This is a genomic window from Micromonospora lacuserhaii, assembly GCF_036902735.1.
Taxonomy (GTDB): Bacteria; Actinomycetota; Actinomycetes; order Mycobacteriales; family Micromonosporaceae; genus Micromonospora.
Genome location: NZ_JBAKHO010000013.1, coordinates 1 through 24,606, shown reverse-complemented (window position 1 = coordinate 24,606; position 24,606 = coordinate 1). Strand labels below are relative to the sequence as shown.

At 70.5% G+C, this 24,606-nt stretch carries 11 protein-coding genes; 6 read left to right on the top strand and 5 right to left on the bottom strand.

The window, feature by feature from the left end; genetic code table 11:
• Positions 1-89: 89 nt before the first annotated feature.
• Together V6U81_RS11780 and V6U81_RS11775 are read left to right on the top strand one after the other, a co-directional pair.
• Complete coding sequence (locus V6U81_RS11780; RefSeq protein WP_334488142.1) at positions 90-3,644, top strand: LamG-like jellyroll fold domain-containing protein; 3,555 nt, start codon at positions 90-92, stop codon at positions 3,642-3,644.
• A gap of 78 nt (positions 3,645-3,722) precedes the next feature.
• Entirely contained in the window at positions 3,723-10,580 is a 6,858-nt protein-coding gene (locus V6U81_RS11775; protein ID WP_334487948.1) for an RHS repeat-associated core domain-containing protein, read from the top strand.
• Between the two features lie 691 nt (positions 10,581-11,271).
• Here V6U81_RS11775 and V6U81_RS11770 read toward each other — a convergent pair.
• The gene (locus V6U81_RS11770) at positions 11,272-12,438 is read right to left on the bottom strand and encodes a glycoside hydrolase family 12 protein (RefSeq protein WP_334487945.1); all 1,167 of its coding nucleotides are present in this window, start codon (positions 12,436-12,438) and stop codon (positions 11,272-11,274) included.
• A gap of 405 nt (positions 12,439-12,843) precedes the next feature.
• Between V6U81_RS11770 and V6U81_RS11765 the strand changes: the two genes are divergently transcribed.
• Together V6U81_RS11765 and ctaD are read left to right on the top strand one after the other, a co-directional pair.
• Positions 12,844-13,950 (top strand): FAD-dependent monooxygenase, encoded by a 1,107-nt coding sequence (locus V6U81_RS11765; protein WP_334487943.1) that lies wholly within the window; start codon positions 12,844-12,846, stop codon positions 13,948-13,950.
• Between the two features lie 129 nt (positions 13,951-14,079).
• Positions 14,080-15,840 carry an aa3-type cytochrome oxidase subunit I gene (gene ctaD, locus V6U81_RS11760; RefSeq protein ID WP_334487940.1) on the top strand — a complete coding sequence of 587 codons (1,761 nt, stop codon included), beginning with the start codon at positions 14,080-14,082 and terminating at the stop codon, positions 15,838-15,840.
• A 654-nt stretch (positions 15,841-16,494) separates the two neighbouring features.
• Here ctaD and V6U81_RS11755 read toward each other — a convergent pair.
• From V6U81_RS11755 to V6U81_RS11740, 4 genes are all read right to left on the bottom strand, one after another.
• A complete protein-coding gene (locus V6U81_RS11755; protein WP_334487937.1) occupies positions 16,495-17,739 on the bottom strand; it encodes an MFS transporter in 1,245 nt (414 codons plus the stop codon).
• Between the two features lie 64 nt (positions 17,740-17,803).
• Positions 17,804-18,385, bottom strand: coding sequence for an isochorismatase family protein (locus V6U81_RS11750; RefSeq protein WP_334487934.1), 582 nt, complete (start codon positions 18,383-18,385; stop codon positions 17,804-17,806).
• A 14-nt stretch (positions 18,386-18,399) separates the two neighbouring features.
• Positions 18,400-19,686: a nicotinate phosphoribosyltransferase gene (locus V6U81_RS11745; RefSeq protein WP_334487931.1), complete on the bottom strand. Its 1,287-nt coding sequence runs from the start codon at positions 19,684-19,686 to the stop codon at positions 18,400-18,402.
• 16 nt (positions 19,687-19,702) lie between these two features.
• Positions 19,703-22,381, bottom strand: a complete 2,679-nt coding sequence (locus V6U81_RS11740) for a LuxR C-terminal-related transcriptional regulator (RefSeq protein ID WP_334487930.1) — start codon at positions 22,379-22,381, stop codon at positions 19,703-19,705.
• Positions 22,382-22,579: 198 nt separating this feature from the next.
• Here V6U81_RS11740 and V6U81_RS11735 point away from each other — a divergent pair, with 198 nt between their 5' ends.
• Entirely contained in the window at positions 22,580-24,142 is a 1,563-nt protein-coding gene (locus V6U81_RS11735; RefSeq protein ID WP_334487928.1) for a P-loop NTPase family protein, read from the top strand.
• A 115-nt stretch (positions 24,143-24,257) separates the two neighbouring features.
• Positions 24,258-24,548: an ATP-dependent Clp protease adapter ClpS gene (gene clpS / locus V6U81_RS11730; protein ID WP_334487925.1), complete on the top strand. Its 291-nt coding sequence runs from the start codon at positions 24,258-24,260 to the stop codon at positions 24,546-24,548.
• The last annotated feature ends 58 nt before the right edge of the window (positions 24,549-24,606 follow it).

Genomic DNA, 24,606 nt, shown 5'->3' with positions numbered 1-24,606 from the left:
AAAGCATTGATTCGCGCAATTCAACGGGGGAGGACCTGAGGGTGGCCCGCAGTACGAGAAAGCGGGGCCGGCTCTTCACGCTCGGCCTCATGGTCGGCCTCGCCGGCCTGCTGTCCAGCACGGCGTACGTCGACAGCCGTGAGGCGGCGCCGGCGACCGCGCCGGTCGCCGCGGTCGAGGAGAACCCGGTCCGCGACACCGAGGCCGAGGCCGTGCTCGCGGCCGAGTCCCTCAACCAGCCGGTCGAGGTGCTCGCCTTCCGTACGGAGTACCGCGACGTGTTCGCGCAGCCGGACGGCTCACTGATCGCCAACGAGCACAACCAGCCGGTGCGGGTCGTCCAGGGTGACGCCTGGGTGCCCACCGACGCCACGCTGGTGCAGAACGCCGACGGGACCATCACCCCGAGGGCGGCGCTCATCGACATGCGGATCTCCGTCGGTGGGACCGATCCGCTGCTGGTGGTCCGCAAGGACGAGCAGGTGATGACCCTCACCTGGCCGTACACGCTGCCGGCCCCGGTGCTCAACGGTGACCAGGGTGTCTACCCGAATGTCTTCCCGGACGTCGACCTGGTGGTCAACATGACGGTCGAGGGCTTCTCGCACGTCATCGTCCTGAAGACGCCCGAGGCGGCGAACACTCCCGAGCTGCAGGGCCTGAAGCTCGGCGTCACCGGTGAGAACCTCACCATCCAGGAGACGCCGGAGGGCGGCGTCGTCGCTCTCGACCCCGCGACCGGCAATCCGGTCCTGGAGGCCGACGCGCCGACCATGTGGGACAACGGCACGCCGACCGGCGACGGCGACCCCACCGCTGTGGCCCCCTCCTCGGCGAAGACGGCCTCGGGATCCCTGGCCGCCGAGTCGACGTTCGACGCCACTGCCAGCGCTGAGACCGACCTGGAGACGGCCCGCGGCCCGGAGGACAGCTCGAACGTCGCGCCGATGGGCCTCGACTACTCCAACGGCTCGCTGACCCTCACCCCGGACGCCGCGATGCTGGCCGACCCGAACACCAACTACCCGGTCTACCTGGACCCGGTGTGGCAGGCGACCACGAACAGCTCCTGGGCGATGGTCGACAGCGGCTACCCCAACGAGGAGTACTGGAAGTTCGACGGCAAGCGGCACGAGCGGATCGGCCTCTGCCCGGAGTACTGCAACAGCTCCAGGGTGAAGCGGGTGATCTACACGCTGGCCACGCCGTACGCGGGCAAGACGATCCTCAGCGCCGAGTTTCGGGTGACCATGCAGCACGCCTGGAATTCGACGGCCCGGAACGCCCAGCTCTACCTGCTGCCGAAGACGATCAGCTCCTCGACCAACTGGAGCAACCAGCCGGGTGGATCGAGCTGGAGCAGTGGCGCCAACTGGTTGGACACGAAGGCCCCGACCAGCACCCAATCGACGTGCACCTCGACCAACCAGAACGCCAGCTGGAACGCGAAGGAGGCGGTGCAGATCGCCGCCACCAGTGGCTGGAGCAACGTCACCCTCGGGCTCAAGGCCGAGGACGAGGGCAACTACCAGCACAGCAAGCGCTTCTGCGACAACGCGGTGCTCTCGGTGCGGTACAACCGGGCGCCGCTGATCGCCAACCAGTCGGAGCTCACCTCCGACCCGGGCGGCGCCTGCGTCTACGGCTCCACCGCCCCGTACGTGTGGAAGATCCCGAAGCTCTCCGCGGTGCTCCGGGACCCCGACCACTCGTCGGCCCACACCGAGCAGATCAAGGCCCAGTTCCGGGTCACCTGGCGCCCGGCGGGCAGCACCACCGACACGGTCCGGACCTGGGACAGCCTGCTCAAGGCCAGCGGATCGATCTTCACCTACACGGCACCCTCGGACCTCCCGCAGAACACGGTCATCTCCTGGGACGTCCGGGCGTCCGACAACACCAGCTGGGGTCCGTGGAGCTCGGACGGCACCCGGAACCCCTGTCAGTTCATCTATGACGCGTCGGTCCCGGCTCCGCCGGACGTCGACTCGCCGGACTTCCTGCCGCTGGACGCCACCGACGGTGGGTCGCCCGACTGCCTGACCGATGCGGAGTGGCACGAGAAGCTCGGCATCCAAACCAGCTTCACCTTCGACTCCGCGGCCACCGACGTGGTCGAGTACCGCTGGGGTTTCAACACCAACCCGTCCACCACCAACAGCTCGAGGCCGGCCACCGCCGGCGGGGCGGTGACCATTCAGTGGACGCCGACCAAGGAAGGGCCCTGGACGCTCAACGTCCTGGCGGTCGACAAGGCCGGTCTGGGCAGCTCCATCGCCTCGTGCACGTTCCGGGTCGGTAAGCGGCCACCGGTGGCCCAGTGGTCCTTCTCCGAGGTCGCCGGGTCGAAGTTCGCCGAGGATTCGCTCGGCGGGCACAAGGCGACGCCCGGGGGCGGTGTGACCTTCGGGGTCGCCGGTCCGGGTGGGCAGTTCGACACCGGGGTGTCGCTCGACGGCACGAGCAACGGCTACCTCGCGACCACGGACACGGCTGTCCTCGACACCTCCCGCAGCTTCACCGTGAGCGCGTGGGTACGGACGTCGGATCCCAGTCGTCGTCAGGTCGCCGTGAGCCAGGACGGCACCGGCGAGCCCGGGTTCAGCCTGGGCGCGGAGGGCGGTTCCTGGGTCTTCAAGATCCCCGTCCACGACGTGATCTCGCTCAGTGAGTGGAGGGTCTACTCGACCGGTGCGACGCCCGCCCCGGTGACCACCGCGTGGACCCACCTGACCGCGTCCTACGACGACGCCACCAAGAAGATGTCCCTCCTGGTGAACGGGACCAACCTGTACACCGCTGACCGGCGGTCGCAGACGAAGTCCCGGGGCGCGGTGCAGCTGGGCCGACGCATGGTCAAGGGCGGTTACACCGACAGCTGGGCCGGTGACCTGGCCGACGTCGCCCTGTTCGACCGGCCGATCCTCTCCTCGGAGGCCGTCGGGCTCAAGCAGACCGCGCTGGACCGCGCGGCGTACTGGCAGCTCAACGCCGTCTCGGGCACGGACAGCCCGGAGTACGGCAACAAGGCGGCGATGACCCTCGGGTCGGGAGCGTCGATCTACAAGAGCACCTTCCCGCCCACGGCGCCGATGCTCGGCACCGGTCACCTGAAGCTCTCCGGTCAGACGACCAGCTACGCCAGCACGACGACCAACGCCGACATGGCGGGGAGCTTCACCATCACCGCCCGCGCCAAGCTGACCAGCAGCTGCCAGGGCACTGCGATGACCCTCTTCTCCCAGAAGGGCGCCCACAACAGCTCGGTCATCGTCCGATGCAACAGGGACGGTCTGTGGGAACTCGCGGTGCCGGGCACCGATGTGGTGGGTGCTGTCGTCGGGGAGTACCCGACGGAGCTGGCACCGAAGACCATCACCAAGGGTGACCTCGTCGCCCTGGTCTACAACGGCTACACGCACGAGTTCCTGCTCTACGTGAACGCCACGGTGGTCGGCTCCGCGCAGCTCACCACGCCGTTCAACGCGACCGGCGGGCTGCAGCTCGGCCGGGCCTTCATCGACGACCAGTACCGGGAGCACCTCTCCGGGGCGATCGACGATGTCCGCGTCTACAACGGCGTGGCCGACAAGAACCTGCTCCAGCGGCTCAACCTCACCGTCAAGGAACAGCCGAACCTCTGATCGCACCGGCCGTCGGGCCGCCCGTAGCGGGCGGCCCGATGGCCCCTGCCGATTTCCCCGACCACCCGTGGAGGGTTGATGTTCTCCCGCCAATTGGTCGCGTCCGGCGTGCTGCAACGCCGCGTCAAGCGACCGGTCTCCTGGGCGATGGCCAGCGTGATGAGCCTGAGTTTCATCCAGGTCGCCACCGCCCCCGCCGCTGCCGCCGAGGGGCGCGCCCGCCCGAAGGCCGCCGATTCCGGCAAGGTCCTGCCCAAGCGGGACCCGCTGCCGGCCAAGTCGAAGAAGCCCGACGCCGCCGAGGCGGCGGCCACCACCAAACCGGCCAAGGTCACCTGGCCGGCGGCGGGCGCCACCGAGATCACCGTGGCGCCGCTGCCGTCGGCCGCACCCTCCGTCGCCGGTCGGTCGGCCGCGCCCGCCGCGGGTCCGGCGACCACCGCGAAGGCCGGTGGTCTCACCGTCTCGGTCTCCGCGCCGGCCGCTCCGGCGGCCACCGGCGCCAAGGCCGTGGCACCAGGCGCGCCGGCCGCCCGGACCGCCCCGCCGCCGGCACCCGGCAAGGTGCGGGTCGAGGTCCTCGACCGGAAGGCCGCCGAGAAGGCGAAGGTGGAGGGGCCCGTCGTCCGGGTGGCCCGCACCGATGGCGAGCTGACCGCCGGTGACGTCCAGCTCGCCGTCGGGTACGAGGGGCTGGCGGGCGCCTTCGGCGGTGACTTCGGCAGCCGACTGCGACTGTCCCGGCTCCCCGAGTGCGCCCTCAGCACCCCGGAGCGCAAGGACTGCGCCGCCCAGCCGCTGCCGACCGTCAACAACGGCGAGGCGCGCACCGTCTCGGCGAAGGTGACCGCGACCGCGAGCTCCGGCACCCTCCTCGCGCTGACCGCCGGGGACTCCTCCTCGCAGGGTGACTACTCCGCGAGCAAGCTGTCCCCGTCGTCCAAGTGGTCGGTCGCCCCGGCCACCGGCGGTTTCTCCTGGTCGTACCCGCTGCAGACGCCGCCGGTCCCCGGCGGCGGAGGGCCGGGGATCACCCTCGGCTACTCCTCGCAGTCGGTCGACGGCCGCACCTCGACCACCAACAACCAGGGCTCCTGGATCGGTGAGGGCTTCAGCTACGAGCCGGGCCACATCGAGCGCCGCTACAAGGCGTGCGCCGACGACGGCCACAACGAGGTCGCCGACCAGTGCTGGGCGTACGAGAACGCCACCATCCTGCTCAACGGCAAGTCGACCGAGCTGATCAAGACCGCCAGCGGCTGGAAGTTCAGCTCGGACGACGGTTCCAAGGTCGAGAAGCTGTCGGGCGCCAGCAACGACGACAACGACGGCGAGTACTGGCGGGTCACCACCACCGGCGGCACCGAGTACTACTTCGGCCTGAACCACCTGCCGGGTTGGACCACCGGCAAGGAGGAGACCGGGTCGACCTGGACCGTTCCGGTCTTCGGCGACGACGTCAACGAGCCGTGCAACAAGACGGCCTTCGCCGACTCGTACTGCAACCAGGCGTGGCGGTGGAGCCTCGACTACGTCAAGGACCGCTACGGCAACGTCTCGTCCTACTACTACGGTCGCGAGAGCAACTGGTACGCCCGCGGCAACCGCACCGACCTCAACGGGGTCGAGTACCACCGTGCCGGCTGGCTGAAGCGGATCGACTACGGCCAGAAGGACGGCCAGGTCTACAGCACCAACGCGCCGGCGCGGGTGCGCTTCGACACCGCCGAGCGCTGCCTGCCGAGCGGCACCATCGACTGTGACCCGCAGGACCTGAACACCACGACCGCGCCGTACTGGCCGGACGTTCCGTGGGACCGCAACTGCGCCAAGGACACCAAGTGCAAGACCGACCAGATCACCCCGACCTTCTGGACGCGTAAGCGCCTGGTCGGCATCACCACGGAGATCCGGGGCGCCAGCGGCTGGACCGGAGTCGACAACTGGAAGCTTGACCACCTGCTCACCGACAACGGTGACGGCAGCCGCACCCTCTGGCTCAACAAGATCACCCACACCGGTCTGGTGAACGGCACCGCCGCCATGCCGTCGGTGGAGCTCGCCGGCCTCCAGCTGCCCAACCGGATCGACAGGACGGGCGACTTCATCGCGCCGCTGATCCGGTTCCGGCTGGCCACGGTCTACACCGACACCGGCGCGCAGATCGACGTCAACTACGCGACGCCGGACTGCGCCGAGGGCAACCTGCCGACCGAGGGCAAGAGCACCCGCCGCTGCTACCCGGTCAAGTGGAACCCCCTCGGTAGCGGCGACCCGATCACCGACTGGTTCCACAAGTACGTGGTCAGCGCGGTCATCGAGACCGACCGGACCGCCCGCTCCCCGGACTCGGTCACCAAGTACGACTACCTCGACGGGGCCGCCTGGCGGCACGCCGCCGAGGACGGCATCAGCGACCCGAAGGATCTGACCTGGAGCGACTGGCGCGGCTACGGCCGGGTCCAGGTGACCCAGGGCGACGGTCAGACGCAGACCACCAAGGCGGAGTACCGCTACCTGCGCGGCATGCACGGGGACGACGATCCGGACAGCACCAACCCGCGGTCGGTCACCATCACCGACTCCACGGGCGGCACCTACACCGACTACGACGAGCTCTCCGGCTTCGAGTACGAGAGCAAGACGTTCGACGGCGCCACCGAGATCAGCAAGACGATCAAGGCGCCGTGGCGGTACAACACCGGCAGCGAGTCCCACACCTGGGGCAACAGCGGGTCGTACTTCGTCAACACCGCCTCCACCCGGGACTACACCGCGCTGGCGGCCGGCGGATGGCGGCAGACGAAGACCACGACCAGCTACGACACCACCTACGGTCGGGCGTACCAGACCGAGAACGAGGGCGACGTCGCCGTCACCGGTGACGAGGCGTGCAGCCGCACCAGCTACGTCACCGACGCCACCACCTACGGCACCAACCTGCAGGTCTACCTGAAGGACCTGGTCTCCCGGGTCGAGTCGGTCTCGGTCAAGTGCGCGACCACCCCGAACCGGGCCACCCAGGTCATCACGGACGACCGCACGTACTACGACGGGCAGGCCCTCGGTAAGTCGAAGAGCTCCGGCAACCCGACGCGGACCGAACGGCTGGCCAAGCACGACGGCACCACCGCCACCTACGCCCGGGTGGCCGAGGGCACCTTCGACGGCTACGGCCGGCCGCGGACCGCGACCGACGCGGTCGGTGCGGTCACCACGACCAGCTACATCGAGACCAACGGCCTGACGACCCAGGTCACGGAGACCAGCCCGCTTCAGCACCAGACGGTCACCGACTACGCCCCGGCCTGGGGCAGCCCGACCCAGCAGGTCGACCCCAACGGGATGAAGAGCGTCCTGGAGTACGACCCGCTGGGCCGCCTGTCCAAGGTCTGGATGCCGGACAGCACCGGTGTCAGCGGCCTGCCGCCGAGCACCAAGTACACCTATCTGATCCGCACCGACAAGCCGGCGGCGGTCAAGACGGAGAAGCGGCAGAACGACGGCACCTACAGCGTCGAGTACCAGCTCTACGACAGCCTGCTGCGCCCCCGGCAGATCCAGACCGAGGGCCCGGACGGCACCCGCATGGTCGCGGACACCTTCTACACCCCGACCGGCAAACTGGACCGGACGTACGCCACCTACCAGGTGGCGGGTGGGCCCACCGACGCGATCTATCCCGCCGTTCCCGCCGACACCAACGCCCAGACGGCCTACGTCTACGACGGTGCCGACCGGGTGACCGCCCAGATCCTCCTGGACGGCATCACCGAGAAGTGGCGGACCACCACCACCTACGGCGGTGACCGGGTGTCGGTCGACCCGCCGCAGGGCGAGACGCCGCGCACCACGATCAGCAACGCGCTGGGACAGACCACCCAGCTGCTCCAGTACAAGGGGACCGGCCCCACCGGCACGTACGACAAGACCGAGTACACCTACACCTCGTCCGGGCAGCTGGCGACGGTGAAGGACCCGCTGGGCAACCTGTGGGAGAACAAGTACGACCAGCGGGGTCGTAAGACCGAGTCGATCGACCCGGACGCCGGTCACTCGTACCTCAAGTACGACGACCTTGACCGGCTGACCGCCGTCACCAACGGCGTCGGCGCCTCGGTCAGCTACCGGTACGACGCGATCGGCCGGAAGACCGCGGCGTACAAGGGCGTGGACCCGAACACCGGGCAGTTGCTCAGTGAGTGGAGCTACGACCTGGAGATGTTGGGCCAGCTCTCCTCCACCACCCGGTACGCCGCCGACGGCGGCCAGTACGTCACCTACTACGGCGCCTACGACGAGTTCTACCGCCCGCACGAGACCTACTACCAGGTGCCGGAGGAGGCGGGCACCGAGCTCGCCGGCCTCTACAGCTTCGGCACGGAGTACAACTTCGACGGCACCGTGCAGTCGGTCGGCATGTCGGACGGTGGCGGGCTTCCGTTCGAGTCGATCGCCTACACCTATGACGGCTTGGAGCGGCTGAAGGCCGCCACGGGCGACGCAGCCTACGTCACCGACGTCGCGTACGCGGCGACCGGTGAGGTGCTCCAGTCCGAGGTGCAGCTCGGCACGAAGAAGGCCTGGTCCACGTACGAGTACGAGCGGGCCTCCAAGCGGCTGAGCCACGTCCGGCTCGACCGCGCCGGCGCTCCGGTCATCGACATCGACGCCCGGTACAGCTACGACGACGCCGGCAACGTCACCCGCATCGAGGACACCCCGACCGGGACCCGCGACGTGCAGTGCTTCACCTACGACTACCTGCGCCGGATGGATCGGGCCTGGACATCGTCGAGCACCGCCACCGACCCGTGCACCGGCGGTCCGAGCGTCACCGGAGTGGGCGGCATCGCCCCCTACCACCACGCCTACAGCTACGACGAGGTCGGCAACCGCAAGACGGAGGCCCAGTACACGACGGACGGCACCTCGCTGCTCGAGCGGAGCTTCGAGTACCCGCTCCCGGGGCAGGCCAAGCCGCACACCGTGAGCAAGATGACGGAGAAGACCCCGACCGGGGACCGTCTCTACACCTACGACTACGACGACGCGGGCAACACCACGAAGCGCACCAAGGTGGGCGAGGACCAGACCCTCACGTGGGACGCCGAGGGCAACCTCGAGTCGGTCGTGGCCAACAGCAAGACGACGACCTTCGAGTACGACGTCGACGGCTCCCGGATGCTCCGCAAGGAGCCCGGCACGACGACGCTCTACCTGCCGGGCATGGAGATCCGGCTCAACACCACCACCCATGTCACGGACGGCACCCGTTACTACTCCGTGCCGGGCGGCGGAACGATCGTTCGCAAGCTGGACGGGGTGCACTACGTCGCGCCGGACCACCACGGCACCGGCCAGGCCGTCGTCGACGAGTTGGGCGGCATCGTCCACCGCCGGAGCACTCCGTTCGGCGAGTCCCGAGGAACCCCGCCTTCGCCGGGCCAGTGGCCCACGGAGAAGGGCTTCGTCAACGGCAACCAGGACAGCAGCACCGGCCTGGTGAACATCGGTGCCCGTGAGTACGATCCGATCATCGGGCGGTTCATCTCGATCGACCCGATCATCGACGTCAACGACCCGCAGCAGATGCACGGGTACGCGTACGCCAACAACAACCCGATCTCGTTCTCGGACCCGGACGGCCTGAAGGCCTGCTCGGATGACGCGTGCGGCCCGGGTGCCGACTACGAGGACCTCCAGGGCAACTACCACGACGTTCCGGGTCACAACGACGGTTGCCACGGCTGCTCGGGTGCGTACGACCCGCACGCCCCGCAGGAGAACCACCCGCGCGTCAAGAACAACGGTGGTGGCGGCGACGGCGGAGCGGCTGCCGCGGCGGAGCGCGCCCGTCAGGAGCGCATCGCCAAGGCCAAGGCGATCCTCCTGGAGGCCGGCAAGGCCCTTGCCAAGATCGCCATGGACGAGCTGGGCATCACCGACGCGCTCGACTGCTTCATGAAGGGCGACATCGGCGGCTGCGTCAACACGGCGATTACCATCGCCAGCTCCTTCGTCGGCGGCATGCTCGGCAAGCTCGCCGTGAAGTACGGCAGCCCGTGGAAGTGGAAGAAGGGCTACGAACTCGGCGTCCGCGTCAAGGACCTGCTCGGCAAGCTCGTCACCGGCGTCAAGGACTTTATCAAGGCGGGGAAGAAGGCCTGCAACAGCTTCCTCCCCGGGACTCTTGTACTTATGGCCGACGGTTCCAAGAAGGCCATCGAAGACGTGCAAGCCGGAGACGTCGTCGTCGCCACCGTCCCTGAGACTGGGGAGAAGGCAAAAAAGACTGTCGTTGCTACCATTATTCGGCAAGGTCAGAAAGACCTCGTCAAGTTGCTGATCGACGCCGACGGTACTCGCGGAAACCAAACCGGCGAGATTGTTGCGACGTCCAATCATGCCTTCTGGCTGCCGGAGGCCAAGGCGTGGGCCAAGGCAGAGCAGTTGCGGCCGGGGTATCAGCTGCAGGCAGCGGACGGCAGCTTGGTTCGGATTATCGCGTCGACACGCTGGACTCAGCAGACTGAGGTGCGCAACCTTACGGTGGATGACGTCCACACCTATTACGTCTACGCGGGAAGCGTGCCCGTCCTCGTTCACAACGACCGAATGCGTTACCCCGACGGTACGACTTTCGAAATCCCCACCGGCGCGCAGGGTCCCACTCCCGTTAAATCCGGTAAGGGAATTCAGTACACCGGCGGCAAGGGAGGGCCAGGACTCTCTGATAAGGTGTCCTCGGTGCGGTTCATGGATCCCGTCACGGGTAAGCCGAATCCGGCGCACAACTACCCGAATGGATACGCATCCTATTCGAATGCGGCCGGCCAGGCGGTCGATCCGGCGACGGGCAAGACCGTCGGCAAGGCCGATCCTAGCTGGCACATCAAGCTTCCTGGCGGTCCGGGTGTTTACGAGGCTTGTTAGGAGTCTGTGTTGAAGATTTCGGAGTTGATTGCTCCAATTTCTTTCGGGCTGACCCAGCGTGGCACGATGGATCTCAGGAACGAGGCGGAGCTAGCCGAATGTCAGATCGTGGCGGTCGAATTTAGCGCCATGGAATCTACTTTGGCCGTCATCATCGACACTCGGTTCGCCCTTGGAGTCCCTGAAGGGAACGGCTGTCTGCTGGTTGCGCGAGGGGTTCGTAATTTTGGGTGGGGCCAAGATGCTCGCCCATTCCGGCTGCAGGCGTGGAACATTATTTCCTGTAGGTTGGCTGACGCTGGTACCCACTTTTGCCTGAGTGTCCAAATCTGGCCCGACGCCGAGTTCCGGTTAGAGGCAGAGAGGTTGGAGGGTTATGTTCTGCAGGTCGAGGGGTTGGCGGAGACGCAACCGGACCTAACTGAGGTGTCTGCAGTGGAGGCGAGGGAAGGGTTCCCGGGTACTGGATCGAGTGCCAAGGTCCTGGACTTTGTCCAATACGAGACTTCCTCGGATTCAGGCCCATGATCTGGGATCCCTGCGAATGGGTCTGATGCGCTGGCCAATGCAAGGTCTTCTGCTGGCGCGAGAGATCGGGCCGAGCGGACGTCAATGGATGAGGCGCATGTGAAACGGAACCGGGGGGCGTGGCCTACCGGCCACGCCCCCCGGTTCCGTCAGTCGAGGTGCATCAAATCCGTGTGCAGGTGACCCCGTTGAGCGAGAAGCTGGTGGGCGACGTGTACGCCCCGCTCAGCGTCGCCTGGTACCCGAAGCTCGTCGACGCCCCCGGCGACAACGTCCCGTTGAAGCTGACGTTCTTCGCGCTGATCGCGGACCCGCTCTGCGTCACGGTCGCGTTCCACGCGTTGGTGACCTGCTGCCCCGACGGCAGGTTGTAGGTCAGGTTCCAGCCGTTGATCGTCCCGGAACCCTTGTTGGTGATCACCACGTCAGCGGTGAAGCCGTTGTTCCACACGCTGGTCGGGGTGTACTTCACCGTGCAGGCCGTGCCCGACGGGGGCGGGGTGGTGGTGGGCGGCGGGGACGACGGCGGGGTGCTGGTCGGCGGCGTTGTGGTCGGCGGGGTGGTGGAGCCGCCGGTGTTGACGCTCTGCGAGAAGGAGTTCACCGCCAGGCCGGTGCCGCCCTGCCAGGGCTCGAAGCCGGCCTGGATGCTGGTCAGGTACCAGTCGTTGGTGATCGCACCCCGGTTGCGGGTGTCGTTGATGAACTCCATGACGTCGAAGCTCATGCTCTGGATCGGCGACGGCGCCAGGTAGGAGATGACGTTGTTCTGGCCGTTGCTGCCGCGCCAGACCTCCCAGCTGCGGCCGGCGAGGGTGGTGTTGCCCACCGGCGAGCCGATCGGCTGGATGGAACCCTGCCGGTTGAACCAGATCATGATCTCCATCTGGTTCACCCCGTCCTTCTTCGGCGTCGGGTCGAGCCAGATGTCGTACGCGGCGTCGTAGATGGCGCCGCTGACGTAGTCGTAGGAGATGCTGCTCGGCGCGCTGCTGATCGACTTCACCTGGATGGGCATGTTCGTGCCGGGGGAGCAGTTGGTGTAGTGGCAGCCGGCGAAGATCGACGGGTACGACACCGGCGCGCCGTTGGTCGGCGACGAGCCGTCCTGGCGGGTGATGCTGAAGCCGGTGCTGGTGACGTTGATGCACTGCTGGGCGGTGGTACCCCAGCGGTTGTTCTGCACCACGTACCTGTTGCCGATGACCGTCGAGCCGAACTGCTCGCAGATCTGGGTGTCGGCGGAGGCGTTGCCGCCGAGCGCGACGGCGACCAGGGATCCGGCGGCCAGCAGGCCGGCCGCCGCGATGGCCCGGAGTGAACGTTTCATGATGCTCCTTGGACTTCGGCGCGGGGGCGCCGGCGTGACGGGGGATACGGTCGGGAGCGCTCCCAAGTTCAGTCGATACATTTACATGTCTGCAACACGGATGCAATCGAACCGGTTCAGCAAAATCGCGGCGACGAGCCAGCGCTCAGCCGTGTGGAAGTTTCACGAAAGCCGAACAGCCGCCGCATGGGCCGGGCGAAGCCGCAGCTCAACCGGGGGTTCAGAGGGAATGGGCGGCATGGACGAGGGCTGGTCGTCCGCGCGGGATGGGAATCCCGTACGTGAATAACCACGACGATCCGAGGATCGTGCGTACAGGGCCGATAGGGCCTTCCGGGCGTCGATCGCGGGGAGTAGTGTCTTGCCTCCAACGCGTGCCGAACCCCTCCGGAGGCGTACACCACCATGGGTGGCTCCCCCCTGCGCATCCTCGTCGTCGGCGCGGGCATCGCCGGCCTGGCCGTGGCCCGGGCGCTGCGGATGGCAGGCTTCCGGCCGGACGTCACCGAGAAGCTCCCGACGAACGAACTCGTCGACACCGGTCTCTACCTGCCCGGCAACGCCGACCGCGCGCTGCGCCGGCTCGACCTGGACGGCCCGGTCCACCGGCTCGGGCAGGTGATCCACCGCCAGCGCTTCCTGGACGCCGCGGGCGACCCGCTCTGTGAGGTGGATCTCGACGCTCTCTGGGACGGCGTCGGCGAGTGCCGGGCGCTGCCCCGCCGGGACCTGTACCAGGTGCTGCTCAGCGGCGCGGGCGGCGCGGTCCGGCACGGCGCGGAGGTCAGCACGGTGGAGTTGCTGCCTGCCGGGGTAGCGGTCACCTTCACCGACGGCACCGGCGGCGAGTACGACCTGGTCATCGGCGCCGACGGCCCGCGCTCGGCGGTCCGCGCCCTGGCCGCGCTCGGCGGCCCGCCCCGCCCGGCCGGCCAGGTCGTCTACCGCGGCGTCGTCCGCGACGGTCCCGACGTCACCGACTGGACGGCGCTGCTCGGGCAGCGCGCCGGCTTCCTGGTCGTACCGCTCGGCGCCGGGCGGCTGTACTGCTACGCCGACGAGGCGGGCACGGTCGCCCCGGCCGACCCGGTGGCCCGGCTCGGCGAACTCTTCGGCGACTACGGGGGCCCGGTGCCGGCGGTGTTGGAGTCATTGCGCGACGTGCAGGTCGGCGTCACCGACGAGGTCGAGCTGGGCCGCTGGTACCGGGGTCGGGTGCTGCTGGTCGGCGACGCCGCCCACGCCACCGCGCCGACCCTGAGCCAGGGCGCGGCGATGGCCCTGGAGGACGCCGTGGTGCTCGCCGAGTCGCTCCGGGCGGCCGGCAGCGTCGAGGCCGCGCTGGTGGCGTACGAGAGTCGCCGTCGCCCGCGTACCCGATGGGTGCGGGACCGGACCCGGGACCGCAACCGCACCCGCGACGTGCCGCCGGCGCTGCGCGACCCGCTGCTGCGCGGACGCGGCGGACGGATATTCCGGGAGCACTACCGGCTACTCGTCGACCCGCTGTAGAACGGCCGTCCATCCTGCCCCACCACCCCGATCGGCGGTGCCACCTTCCGGGGACTATCCTCCTTGCGGATGACGGCTCGCAGATAACCAGCGGTGCCGAGCGGGACAACCGAGAACCGGAGGCCATTCGTGACCACCGTCGCACCCAAGCCGGTCGTGACCCGGCCATGGCCGGTCCGAGAGCCGGTCAAGGGGTCGGCCATCGCGCGGCTGCTGCGCACCACGGACGCGAAGCAGATCGGGATCATGTACATGGTCACCGCGTTCGTGTTCTTCATGATCGGTGGCCTGATGGCCCTGATCATGCGTGCCGAGCTCGCGCGGCCCGGGCTGCAGTTCCTGTCGCCCGAGCAGTACAACCAGCTCTTCACCATGCACGGCACGATCATGCTGCTGTTCTTCGCGACGCCGATCGTGTTCGCCTTCGGCAACTACGTCGTGCCGCTGCAGATCGGCGCGCCCGACGTCTCGTTCCCCCGGCTGAACGCCTTCGCGTACTGGCTGTACCTCTTCGGCGGGACGATGGCCACCGCGGGCTTCATCGCCCCGGGCGGCGCCGCCGACTTCGGCTGGTTCGCCTACGTGCCGCTGAGCACCGTTGAGCACTCGCCCGGCGTCGGCGCCAACATGTGGATCGTCGGTCTGGCCATCTCCGGTCTGGGTACGATCCTCGGCGCGGTCAACATGATCACTACGATCCTGACCCTCCGCGCGCCCGGCATGACCATGTTCCGGATGCCGATCTTCACGTGGAACCTGCTGGTCACGAGCCTGCTCGCGATCCTGGTCTTCCCGCTGCTCGCCGCGGCCCTCTTCGCGCTCGCCGCGGACCGGCTGATCGGCGCGCACGTGTACGACGCCGCCACCGGCGGCCCGATGCTCTGGCAGCACCTCTTCTGGTTCTTCGGGCACCCCGAGGTGTACATCATCGCGCTGCCGTTCTTCGGCATCATCAGCGAGGTCATCCCGGTCTTCTCCCGGAAGCCGATCTTCGGCTACAAGGGCCTGGTCGCCGCGACCGTCGGCATCGCCGCGCTGTCGATGAGCGTCTGGGCGCACCACATGTTCGCCACCGGCCAGGTGCTGCTGCCGTTCTTCAGCTTCCTCAGCTACCTGATCGCCGTGCCGACCGGTATGAAGTTCTTCAACTGGATCGGCACCATGTGGCGGGGCCAGATCAGCTTCGAGACGCCGATGCTCTTCGCGGTCGGCTTCCTGGTGACGTTCCTCTTCGGTGGTCTCACCGGTGTGCTGCTCGCCAGCCCGCCGCTGGACTTCCACGTCTCCGACTCGTACTTCGTGGTGGCGCACTTCCACTACGTGCTCTTCGGCACCATCGTGTTCGCCGTCTTCTCCGGCATCTACTTCTGGTTCCCGAAGATGTTCGGCCGGATGCTCGACGAGCGGCTCGGCAAGATTCACTTCTGGCTGACCATGATCGGCTTCCACACCACGTTCCTGATCCAGCACTGGCTCGGTAACGAGGGCATGCCCCGTCGGTACGCCGACTACCTGCCCGGTGACGGCTTCACCACGCTGAACACGATCTCCACCATCGGCGCGTTCATCACCGGTATCTCGACCCTGCCGTTCCTCTGGAACTGCTGGAAGTCGTACAAGACCGGCCCGGTGGTCGAGGTCGAGGACCCGTGGGGCCACGGCAACTCGCTCGAGTGGGCGACCAGCTCCCCGCCCCCGCTGCGGAACTTCGACCGGATGCCGCGGATCCGCTCCGAGCGGCCCGCCTTCGACTACAAGTTCCCGGAGCTGGCCGCCGGCGGCCAGAGCCTGGCCGGCCCGCCCGAGGGTGGCGCCAAGCCGCTGACCAGCGAGTCCAACGGTGGCGCCAGCTACCAGGAGGACACCGCCGGCAACCTCGACCAGCGCTGACCCACCGCGACACGTCCGACGGGCGCCGCACCCCACCAGGGGTACGGCGCCCGTCGCCGTTCTGCCGGTCCGCGCCGCCCCGCTGCCGTTCCTCGACGGGCGATCCATTCCCCTGGTCGCCCATCGGCAGGCCTGATCCATAGCTTGAGCCGTCGGCAGGCTTGGGCCGTCGGCAGGCTTGGGCCGTCGGCAGGGCTGAGCAGTCGGGCCGGGCTGAGGCGTCGGCGGTCCCTTGGGCGCGCGCGGGTTCGTGCGTCTTCCACCGCCCCAGCGACGACCGCTGCATCCGGCGGCAGGGTTCGTCCCACCCGCAGGGCGTGGTCACGCGGAGCAACGTCCGACGGAGCGGATCCGCTCATGAGCGGTATGACTCTCCGTCATATTTATGACGGAGAGTCATACCGCTGTTGGCGGATACGTTGCCGGGCGGTCGGGCGAGTACGTCGCGCCCGGCGTCCAGTCGACCCCCATCGATCCCGCTCGGCCCGCTGGCCCGCTCGGCCCGCTGGCCCGCTGGCTCGCAGGCCCGCTGGCCCGCTGGCCCACTGGCGAGCCGGCCCGCTGGCCGGGAGGCCCGCAGGCCCGGAGGCCCGCAGGCCCGCAGGCCCAAGGATCCCGTTGGCTCGTGGGGCCGGCGGGGCCAGCCACTGGGTGTCAGTGGGTGGCGGGGGCCAGGTCGGCGACGGTTGTCTCGACCGGGGTGGCGTGGACAAGGTCGGGCCGGGTGGCGGCCTGCCGACGGTGACGCAGCTCGACAGGCAGCACCACGAGGGCCACCAGCAGCCCGAGTGCGCCGGTCACCGCGAAGCCCCACGGCGGCGCGCTCGCGTCGATCACCGCGCCGGCCAGCGGCGCGCCCAGCGCGATGCCGACCGTCACGGCGGAGCCGTGCAGGCCCATCGCCTCGCCGCGTACCCCGGCGGGGGCAAGCCGGCTGACCGCGTCGGCGGTGGCGGCGAGCGTCGGGGCGCAGAGCGCGCCGGCCGGGAGCAGTGCCAGGCAGAGCAGCCACCAGTGCCCGCCGCCCAGGCCGACCGGGATGGTGCACGCGGCGAGCGCGGCCACCAGTACCAGCGGGGAGAAGGAGCGGTGGACCGCCCCGTACGCGAACCCGCCGACCAGCGACGCGATCGCCCAGGCGGTCAGCACCGCGCCCGTCCAGCCGACCTCGCCGCCGGCCCGCAGCACGGCGACCACGGCGACGTCGGTGCCACCGAGTACCAGGGTCGCGGCGGTGCTCACCGCGAGCACGGCCAGCAGCTGCGGGGTCAGCCACTCCCGCCGGGCGACCCGGGGCCGCGGGCCGGCGGGTTCGGCGGCATCGCGGGTGGGCGGGTTCAGCAGCCAGAACGCGACGCCGGAGGCGACGATGCCGGCGCCGACCAACCAGAGCGTGGTCTGCGCGGAGATGGTGGCGGCCAGGGCCACCGCGACCGCCGGCCCGACCATGAACGACAGCTCCACGGACATCGAGTCCAGCGCGTACGCCGGGCGGCGCTGCTCGGCGGGTACCAGCGCGGCGATCGACTGGCGGACCACCGAGAAGACCGGCAGGGCGAGCAGCCCGGCGAGGAACGCGGCGGGCAGGAGCACCGGGAAGCTCAGCGCCGGGGCGCTGGCCCAGAAGATTGCCTCGGCCACGGTGGTGAGAGCGAGGACCGGGCGTAGGCCGCGCCGGTCGACCAGGCGGCCGAGCAGCGGTGAGCCGACCGCCGCCCCCACGGTCAGCGCGGCGCCGACCAGGCCGGCCGCGCCGTAGCCCCGGCCGAGGTCGAGCACGACGAAGAAGGTGAGCGTCACCCCGGTCGCGGTGAGCGGGATGCGGGCCAGCACCGACACCAGCAGCAGGGGGCGGAGCCCGGGCAGCGCGAGCGCGTGCCGGTAAGGCGTCAGGTTCATGTTGGTCCGTACCTCCGGCGGTCATCCTCGACCGGAGGTACGACATCGGCAAGCGATTACCGGCTCAAGCGGCCCTGATCACAGGCTTCCCGGACATGGTCACCCCGGCCCCGTCCATCGCGCGGAGCGCCACGTCGAGGGTCTGCGCGGCGACGGCGGCGGTCAGGTCGAGCAGCACGGTGGTGGCGAACCCCTCCCGGGCGGCATCCAGCGCGGTGGCCCGTACGCAGTGGTCGGTGGCGATGCCGACCAGGTCGACCCGGTCCACGTCGTGTCGGCGCAGCCAGTCGGCCAGGCATTCGCCGTCGTCGGCGTGCCCCTCGAAGCCGGAGTACGCGGCCGCGTGCTCGCCCTTGTGGAAGATCACCTCGACCCGGTCGGTCTCCAAGTCGGGGTGGAACTCGCTGCCGGCGGTGCCGACCACGCAGTGCCGGGGCCAGGAGTCCACGTAGTCGGGCGGGTTGCCGAAGTGCGCGCCCGGGTCGACGTGGTAGTCCTTCGTAGCGACCACGTGGTCCCAGCGTTCCGGCTCGGCGGCGAGCAGCCGGGAGATGCCGGCCGCGACGCCGGCCCCGCCCGCGACGGCGAGCGAGCCGCCCTCGCAGAAGTCGTTCTGCACGTCCACGATGATCAAGGCGTTGGCCATCGGTCGCTCCTTCGTCAGCTTGCCGGTACCACCGTGACCGGAATGGCCGGGTCACCACCGGAGAGCTTGAGGCCCTCCCACGGGATGGAGATCAGGCACTGCCGCAGGTGTTCGCGGGACTCGTCCAGGGAGGGCAGCTCGACCGGCTCCCCGTCGATCACGAAGGATCGCTGGAGCAGCCGGTCGTTCGGGCGGCGGTCCGGCACCCCCTGCGGCACGATGACCTCCTCGGTGGCGGTGCCGGTGGGCTTGTGCCGGCGTACGGCCACCTTCCGGCCGCCGATGGTGGCCTTGTGCTCGGAGCGCTTGACCACCGGGCGCCCGTCCACCTCGACCAGCTTGTAGACCAGGCCGGCGGTGGGGGCGCCGGAGCCGGTGACCACGGCGGTGCCGGCGCCGTACATGTCGACCGGCTCGGCGGCGAGCGAGGCGATTGCGTACTCGTCGAGGTCACCGGAGACGATGATCTTCGTCTCGGTGGCGCCGAGCGAGTCGAGCAGCTCCCGGGACTGCTGGGCGATCACCGCGAGGTCCCCGGAGTCGATCCGGATGGCCCGCAGCTCCGGCCCGGCCACCTCGATGGCGTTGCGGATGCCCTGGCTGATGTCGTACGTGTCGACGAGCAGCGTGGTGTCCTTGCCCAGCGTGCTGACCTGCGAGGCGAACGCCGCCTTCTCGTCGTCGTGCAGCAGGGTGAAGGCGTGCGCGGCGGTACCGGCGGTCGGGATGCCGTAGCGCTGCCCGGCGGCGAGGTTGGAGGTGAACCGGAATCCGGCCAGGTACGCCGCCCGGGCCGCGGCCACCGCCGCCTCCTCGTGTGCCCGCCGGGAACCCATCTCGATCAGCGCCCGGCCCCGGGCCGCGGTGACCATCCGGGCGGCGGCCGCCGCGACCGCGCTGTCGTGGTTGAGCACCGACAGCACCAGCGTCTCCAGCACCACGCACTCGGCGAAGCCCCCGGAGACGGTGAGGATCGGGGAGCCGGGGAAGAAAAGCTCGCCCTCGGCGTACCCGTCGACGTCGCCGGTGAAGCGGTAGCCCGCCAGCCATTCGGCGGCCCGCTCGTCGACCACGCCGGTACGGCGCAGGAAGTCGACCTCCTCGGCGTCGAACCGGAAGTTGCGGATCATCTCCACCATCCGGCCGGTCCCGGCCACCACGCCGTAGCGGCGCCCGGCCGGCAGCCGCCGGCTGAACACCTCGAAGGTGCAGCGGCGGTCGGCGGTGCCGTCGCGCAGGGCGGCGCTGACCATCGTCAGCTCGTAGTGGTCGGTCAGCAGCGCGGGGCGAAGGGTGCTCACCGCCCCAGCCTAGAGTTCACCCCGGCTGCCCGCCGTTGTGGCCCGGGATCGACCGCAGGGCCGCGCGCAGCTCGGTCCGCCCGGTGATGCCGAGCTTGCTGTAGACCCGCTGGAGGTGGTTCTCCACGGTGCGGGTGGAGAGGAAGAGCTGTTCGGCGATGGCCCGGCTGGTCACTCCGGCCGCGGCCAGGCCGGCGATCTCGAGTTCCCGCTCGGTCAGCGCCGGCCGCAGCGCGTCCAGGGCCGGGGTGCGTACCCCGTCGCAGCTGCCGAGCAGGGCGCCGAGCCGCTGGTGCGCGGCGGCGGCCGGGGCGGACCGCCCCCGGCGCCGGTCGTGCAGGACGGTCGCGGTCGCCTCGGCCGCCCAGACCGTGAGGTCCAGTGCGGCGAGCCCGTCGGCCACGTCGAGCAGGGCCGGGCCGTCGCCGTCCACGGCGGCGCGGGCGTAGCGGGCGAGCAGCGGCGGCAGCACCCCGTCGACCCGTTCGCAGAGTTCACTCAGCCGCTGCGCCACCGTCCGGCGGCTGCCGTCGGTGCAGGTCGGTCCCACCGGCGCGCTGGCCTGCCCGAGCCGGACCAGGTCGTGCAGGACCAGCATCTCGTGCCCGGCGAGCCCGTCGGCGCGCAGCCGGTCGGCCAGCTCGCCGAGGTGCTTGGCGGCCCCGGGCAGGTCCCCGCCGGCCGCCAGCACCGCGCCCCGGGCCTGTTCCAGCCAGGGGTAGAGGACCGCCATGCCGGGGGCGTGGGTCCGGTCGGCCTCGGCCATCGCCTCGGTGGCCTGCCTGGCGTCGCCGCGCAGGGCCGCCGCCTGGGCCCGCTCGGCGTGCGCGAGGCTGGCGTAGACCCGGCTGGTGGCGAGCACCGCGCAGGCGCCGAGGCTGATCGTGAGCGCCTCGCTGCCGCGCCCGCGCAGCCGCGCCGCGTACGCCTGGAGGATCGCCAGGTAGCCGGTGCCCAGCCGGAAGTCGCCGGCGCCGGCGAGGTTCGCGAACTCGTCGGCCACGATCGCGTCGATGCCGGGCAGGTCGCCGGAGAGCGCCAGCCGGGTGCCCCGGGCCAGCTCCATGGCGAGCTGGAGGTAGGGCATGTCGGCGCGCCAGTTCGGTGCCTCCGCCGCCACCCGGTTGATCGCCGTGGCGCTGGACCGGAACCGTCCGCTCGCCGCGTCCAGGTGGGCGATGGTGCAGCGGGCCAGCTCCCGGGCGGCCACCCCGGCCGCCGGGCGGTCCAGCACCGCGCGGCCCAGCCGCAGCGCGGTCTCGGTGTGCAGGCCGTGCAGCCGCATGATCGCCTCGAACGCCCGGACCCGGGCCCGGTCGCCCGGGTCGGCCAGCGCCTCGCCCTGCTCGGAGATCTCCTCCACGGTGGACTGCCGGCTAAGTCCCCAGTAGCTGACCATGCCCCGGGCGGTCAGCCAGCGGCTGCGTCGCCGGTCGTCGTGGACCTCCCCGACGACCGAGTCGAGCACCAGCAGCGCCTCCTCGGGCCGGTCGCCGAACATCAGGATGGTGGCGAGCAGCTCCGCGGCGTCGAAGCCGCCGTCGGCCTCGAGCGCCGCGCGGGCCAGCCGGGTCGCCAGGGGTACGTCGTACCGGGCGAACGCCTGGACGGCCGCGCCGACCAGTTGCCGGGAATCCTGCGCGGTGCCGGAGTCGAGCCGCCACACCGCCACCCGCAGCAGGTCGCCCCGACGTCGGGCGCCCACCTGTTCGAGCAGTTCGGCGAGGCGCGCCTGGAGCCGCCGGGTCCGGGTGACCGGGCAGTGGCGGCGGATCATCTCCCCGTACAGCGGATGGGCCAGTCGGACGTCGAGCCGCCGGTCGTCGCGGACCACCGAGATGAGGCCGCGCTCCTCGGCGGTCTCCACGTCGGACGGCGTTGCGGCCTGGCCGAGCAGGTGCAGGCCGAGGGGTTCGCCGAACGCCACCAGCTCCAGCACCGCCCGGACCCCCGGCTCCAACCGGCCGATCCGGGTGTCGATGAGGTCGGTCAGGCTTGGGGCGAGCTCGAGCCGGCCGGTCCACCGCCAGACGCCGTACCGGCGCTCCAGTTCGCTGCCGCCCGCCGCGGCCAGCACCAGCTCGCGCAGGAGCAGCGGGTTGCCGGCGGAGAGCCGGAACAGCCGGTCGGCGCTGCCGGCGTCGACCGGCCCGTCGAGGATGGCGGCGAGCAGGTCGGTGGTGTCGGTCGGCCCGAGCGGGGCGAGTTCGGCGTGGTCGACCAGGTCGTCGGTCCAGAGGGCCCGGATCGGCAGCGGGATCTGCTCGCCGTTGCGCAGTGTGCCCAGCACGGTGGTGTTCGGCGCCCGGGCGAGCAGGTGGACCAGCGCGGCCGAGGGCGGGTCGAGCAGGTGCGCGTCGTCGATGGCGAGCACGATCGGCCGCCCGGCGGCCTGTTCCTGGAGCACCTCCACCCCCCAGCGCAGCACGCCGGCGGGGGAGAGGCCCTGGGGCTGGGCGGCGGGGAGGACCTGGGCCAGGCCGCCGAAGGGCAGTGCCGCGGTGGCGGTGCTGGCCGCTACGAACCAGATCGCGTAGCGGTCGGCGGGGAGGGCGGCGACCCCCTCGCGCAGCAGCCGGCTCTTGCCGACGCCGGCGCTGCCGCTGAGGATGAGCCCGCGTCCCTCGGGGCCTTCGACCGCCGACAGCAGACGGTGGAGTTCATCCGTACGGCCGACGAAGCTCCACCGAATCATCGACGCAGCATATCGACGGATTTCCGTCCGCAGGGCAGCGTCACGCTGCGAAGTTGAGTAATGTGGTGGTTACTGGTGAGTATCCGAGGTGTGCTGCCGCGGCGGTCACGCCCCGTACTCTTTCCACATCCGGGTGTCACGGCCCGGACAGTTTCTCGCGGGTGCCTCCACCACCCGCCATCACCGGGAGGCCGCAGCATGAAGCCCGGTCCATTCCCCGGGGTCGACGTGCCCGACGGCGCGCCCCAGGGGCCGGTCGGCCCTGTCGATCTGCCCCGCTGCGGGCCGCTGCCGACCCGGCTCGGGGTCACCGAGCCCGCCCCGGACGAGCCGCTGGCCGTGGTGGCCGCCGGCCCGGCCGGCGCCGCCCGGCGGGAGGTGCTCGCCGCCCTGCTGGGCGTCCCGTCCGGCATGCTCGACGTGCCCGCCGGCAGCACCCTGCTGGTCCGGCACGCGCGGGTCGCCACCCGCGCGGCGTACGTGCCGGGCTACCGCCAGCCACACTCCTACGGCGCCGACCAGGCGGCCGCCGGCCCGGCGCTGGCCCGTCCGCCGCGCCGGGTCGAGCTGAGCCTGCCTGAGCCGCTGCTGCGCCACTTCGCGGTGCTGGACACGCCCGACACCGACGGCCTGGGCGTGGCCGGTGGCCGGCTACTCCTCGACGCGGTCGGCCGGGCCGGCGCGCTGCTCTTCGTGATCGGCGCCGACCAGGCCTTCACCGCCGCCGAGCTGGACCTGCTCACCGAGGTGGCCCGCGCCCCGGTGGCGGTCTTCTTCGTGGTCACCCCCGGCGCGGGCGGCTGGACCGCCCCGGACGGCGCGACGACGACGGAGGGCGCGGAGGCCCCGGTGCCGTCGCCCCGGTGCGCGGACCCGGCGGTGGACCCGGCCGCGGTCACCGTCGAGGCGCACCGCGCGGCACTGCTCGCCGCCGTGCCGGCCCTCGCCGAGGCCCGCTGGTACCCGGTGCACCGGGCGGAGCATCCCGGCCTGCGCCGGGCGCTGGTCGGCTGGGCCGCCGACGAGGGATTGCGCCGGGCGAGCCTGCAACCGCCCGTGCCGCCCGGGGCGCACGGCCGGGTGGCCGTCCCGCCCGACCTCGACGGCGTGGACTGGTCGGACCGGCTGGAGCGGCAGGTCCGGTCCTGCGCCCGCAGCATCCGTCAGCATCTCGCCCTGGAACTGGCCAACACCCACCTCCGGGTGGTCCAGGAGATCGTCTTCGGGGTGGGCTGTGCGGGGCTGCCGCAGCTGCTCGACCGGGAGATGGAGGCGTTGTCCGTGCTCGCCACCGCCCAGTGTGACCAGGCCGTCCGGGGCATCCTCGACGATGCCGCCGCGCAGGTCTTCGGCGCGCCGCTGGCCGAGGGCGTCCGGCAGCGGATCGCGGCGGCGGTCCGCTGGGGCCTGGGCGACCATCCGGCGGGTCTGGAACTGGATCGGGTGCTCCTGGTCACCAGCACGGCCGGGGTGGCCGGGCTGGCCGGCGCCGGAGCGATCGACGCGCTGGCCGGGCTTCCGGGCGGGGCGCGCGCCGAGGTGCTGCCGCCGGTCGGCGTCGCGCTCTCCGGCGGGTGCTGGCAGCACTGGCGCAGCCCCGGCAACGACGACCCGAACGGCGCCCGGTCCTGGGCCCAGCGGGCGCTGCGCGAGGTCGAGCTGGAGTTGGCCCGGGAGGTCTCCCGGCGTTTCGAGGTGATCCGTCTCTCGCTCGGCGCGGTGCTCTCCGATGCCCTCGACCACGGCATCCTGCTCGCCTGACCGGGCCGGCGACGCGGTGCCGTCCCGCCCGGTCCGGGCCGCCCACGAGGGTGATCCGGGTCAGCCCGGCGTTCCGGTTCATCGGTTCGCCGGATCCGGTGGCACGATGGGGGGCATGGCGGCTCCGCAGGTAGCACCGGTCGAGACGCCGGACACCGACGAGGTGCCGGTCTCCGACCGGCAATGGGTGACGATCGTCTGGGACGACCCGGTCAACCTCATGACGTACGTGACCTGGGTGTTCCAGAAGCTCTTCGGATACAGCCGGGAGAAGGCCGAGAAGTTGATGCTGGACGTGCACCACAAGGGTCGGGCCGTGGTGTCCAGCGGCGCCCGGGAGCGGATGGAGCACGACGCGTCCCAGCTGCACGCGTACGGGCTGTGGGCGACGGTGGACCGGTCGTGAGCGCGAGGAGTGAGCCGGGGTTGCGAGCCCCGCAGTCGCGAACCGAGGTGGCACCGTG

Excerpts from the sequence above, each read along its gene's own strand:
- V6U81_RS11770 (WP_334487945.1), bottom strand. The coding sequence starts at position 12,438 with ATGAAACGTTCACTCCGGGCCATCGCGGCGGCCGGCCTGCTGGCCGCC.
- V6U81_RS11740 (WP_334487930.1), bottom strand. The coding sequence starts at position 22,381 with ATGATTCGGTGGAGCTTCGTCGGCCGTACGGATGAACTCCACCGTCTG.
- V6U81_RS11780 (WP_334488142.1), top strand. The coding sequence starts at position 90 with ATGGTCGGCCTCGCCGGCCTGCTGTCCAGCACGGCGTACGTCGACAGC.
- V6U81_RS11735 (WP_334487928.1), top strand. The coding sequence starts at position 22,580 with ATGAAGCCCGGTCCATTCCCCGGGGTCGACGTGCCCGACGGCGCGCCC.
- V6U81_RS11765 (WP_334487943.1), top strand. The coding sequence starts at position 12,844 with ATGGGTGGCTCCCCCCTGCGCATCCTCGTCGTCGGCGCGGGCATCGCC.
- V6U81_RS11750 (WP_334487934.1), bottom strand. The coding sequence starts at position 18,385 with ATGGCCAACGCCTTGATCATCGTGGACGTGCAGAACGACTTCTGCGAG.
- V6U81_RS11775 (WP_334487948.1), top strand. The coding sequence starts at position 3,723 with ATGTTCTCCCGCCAATTGGTCGCGTCCGGCGTGCTGCAACGCCGCGTC.
- V6U81_RS11755 (WP_334487937.1), bottom strand. The coding sequence starts at position 17,739 with ATGAACCTGACGCCTTACCGGCACGCGCTCGCGCTGCCCGGGCTCCGC.
- clpS (WP_334487925.1), top strand. The coding sequence starts at position 24,258 with ATGGCGGCTCCGCAGGTAGCACCGGTCGAGACGCCGGACACCGACGAG.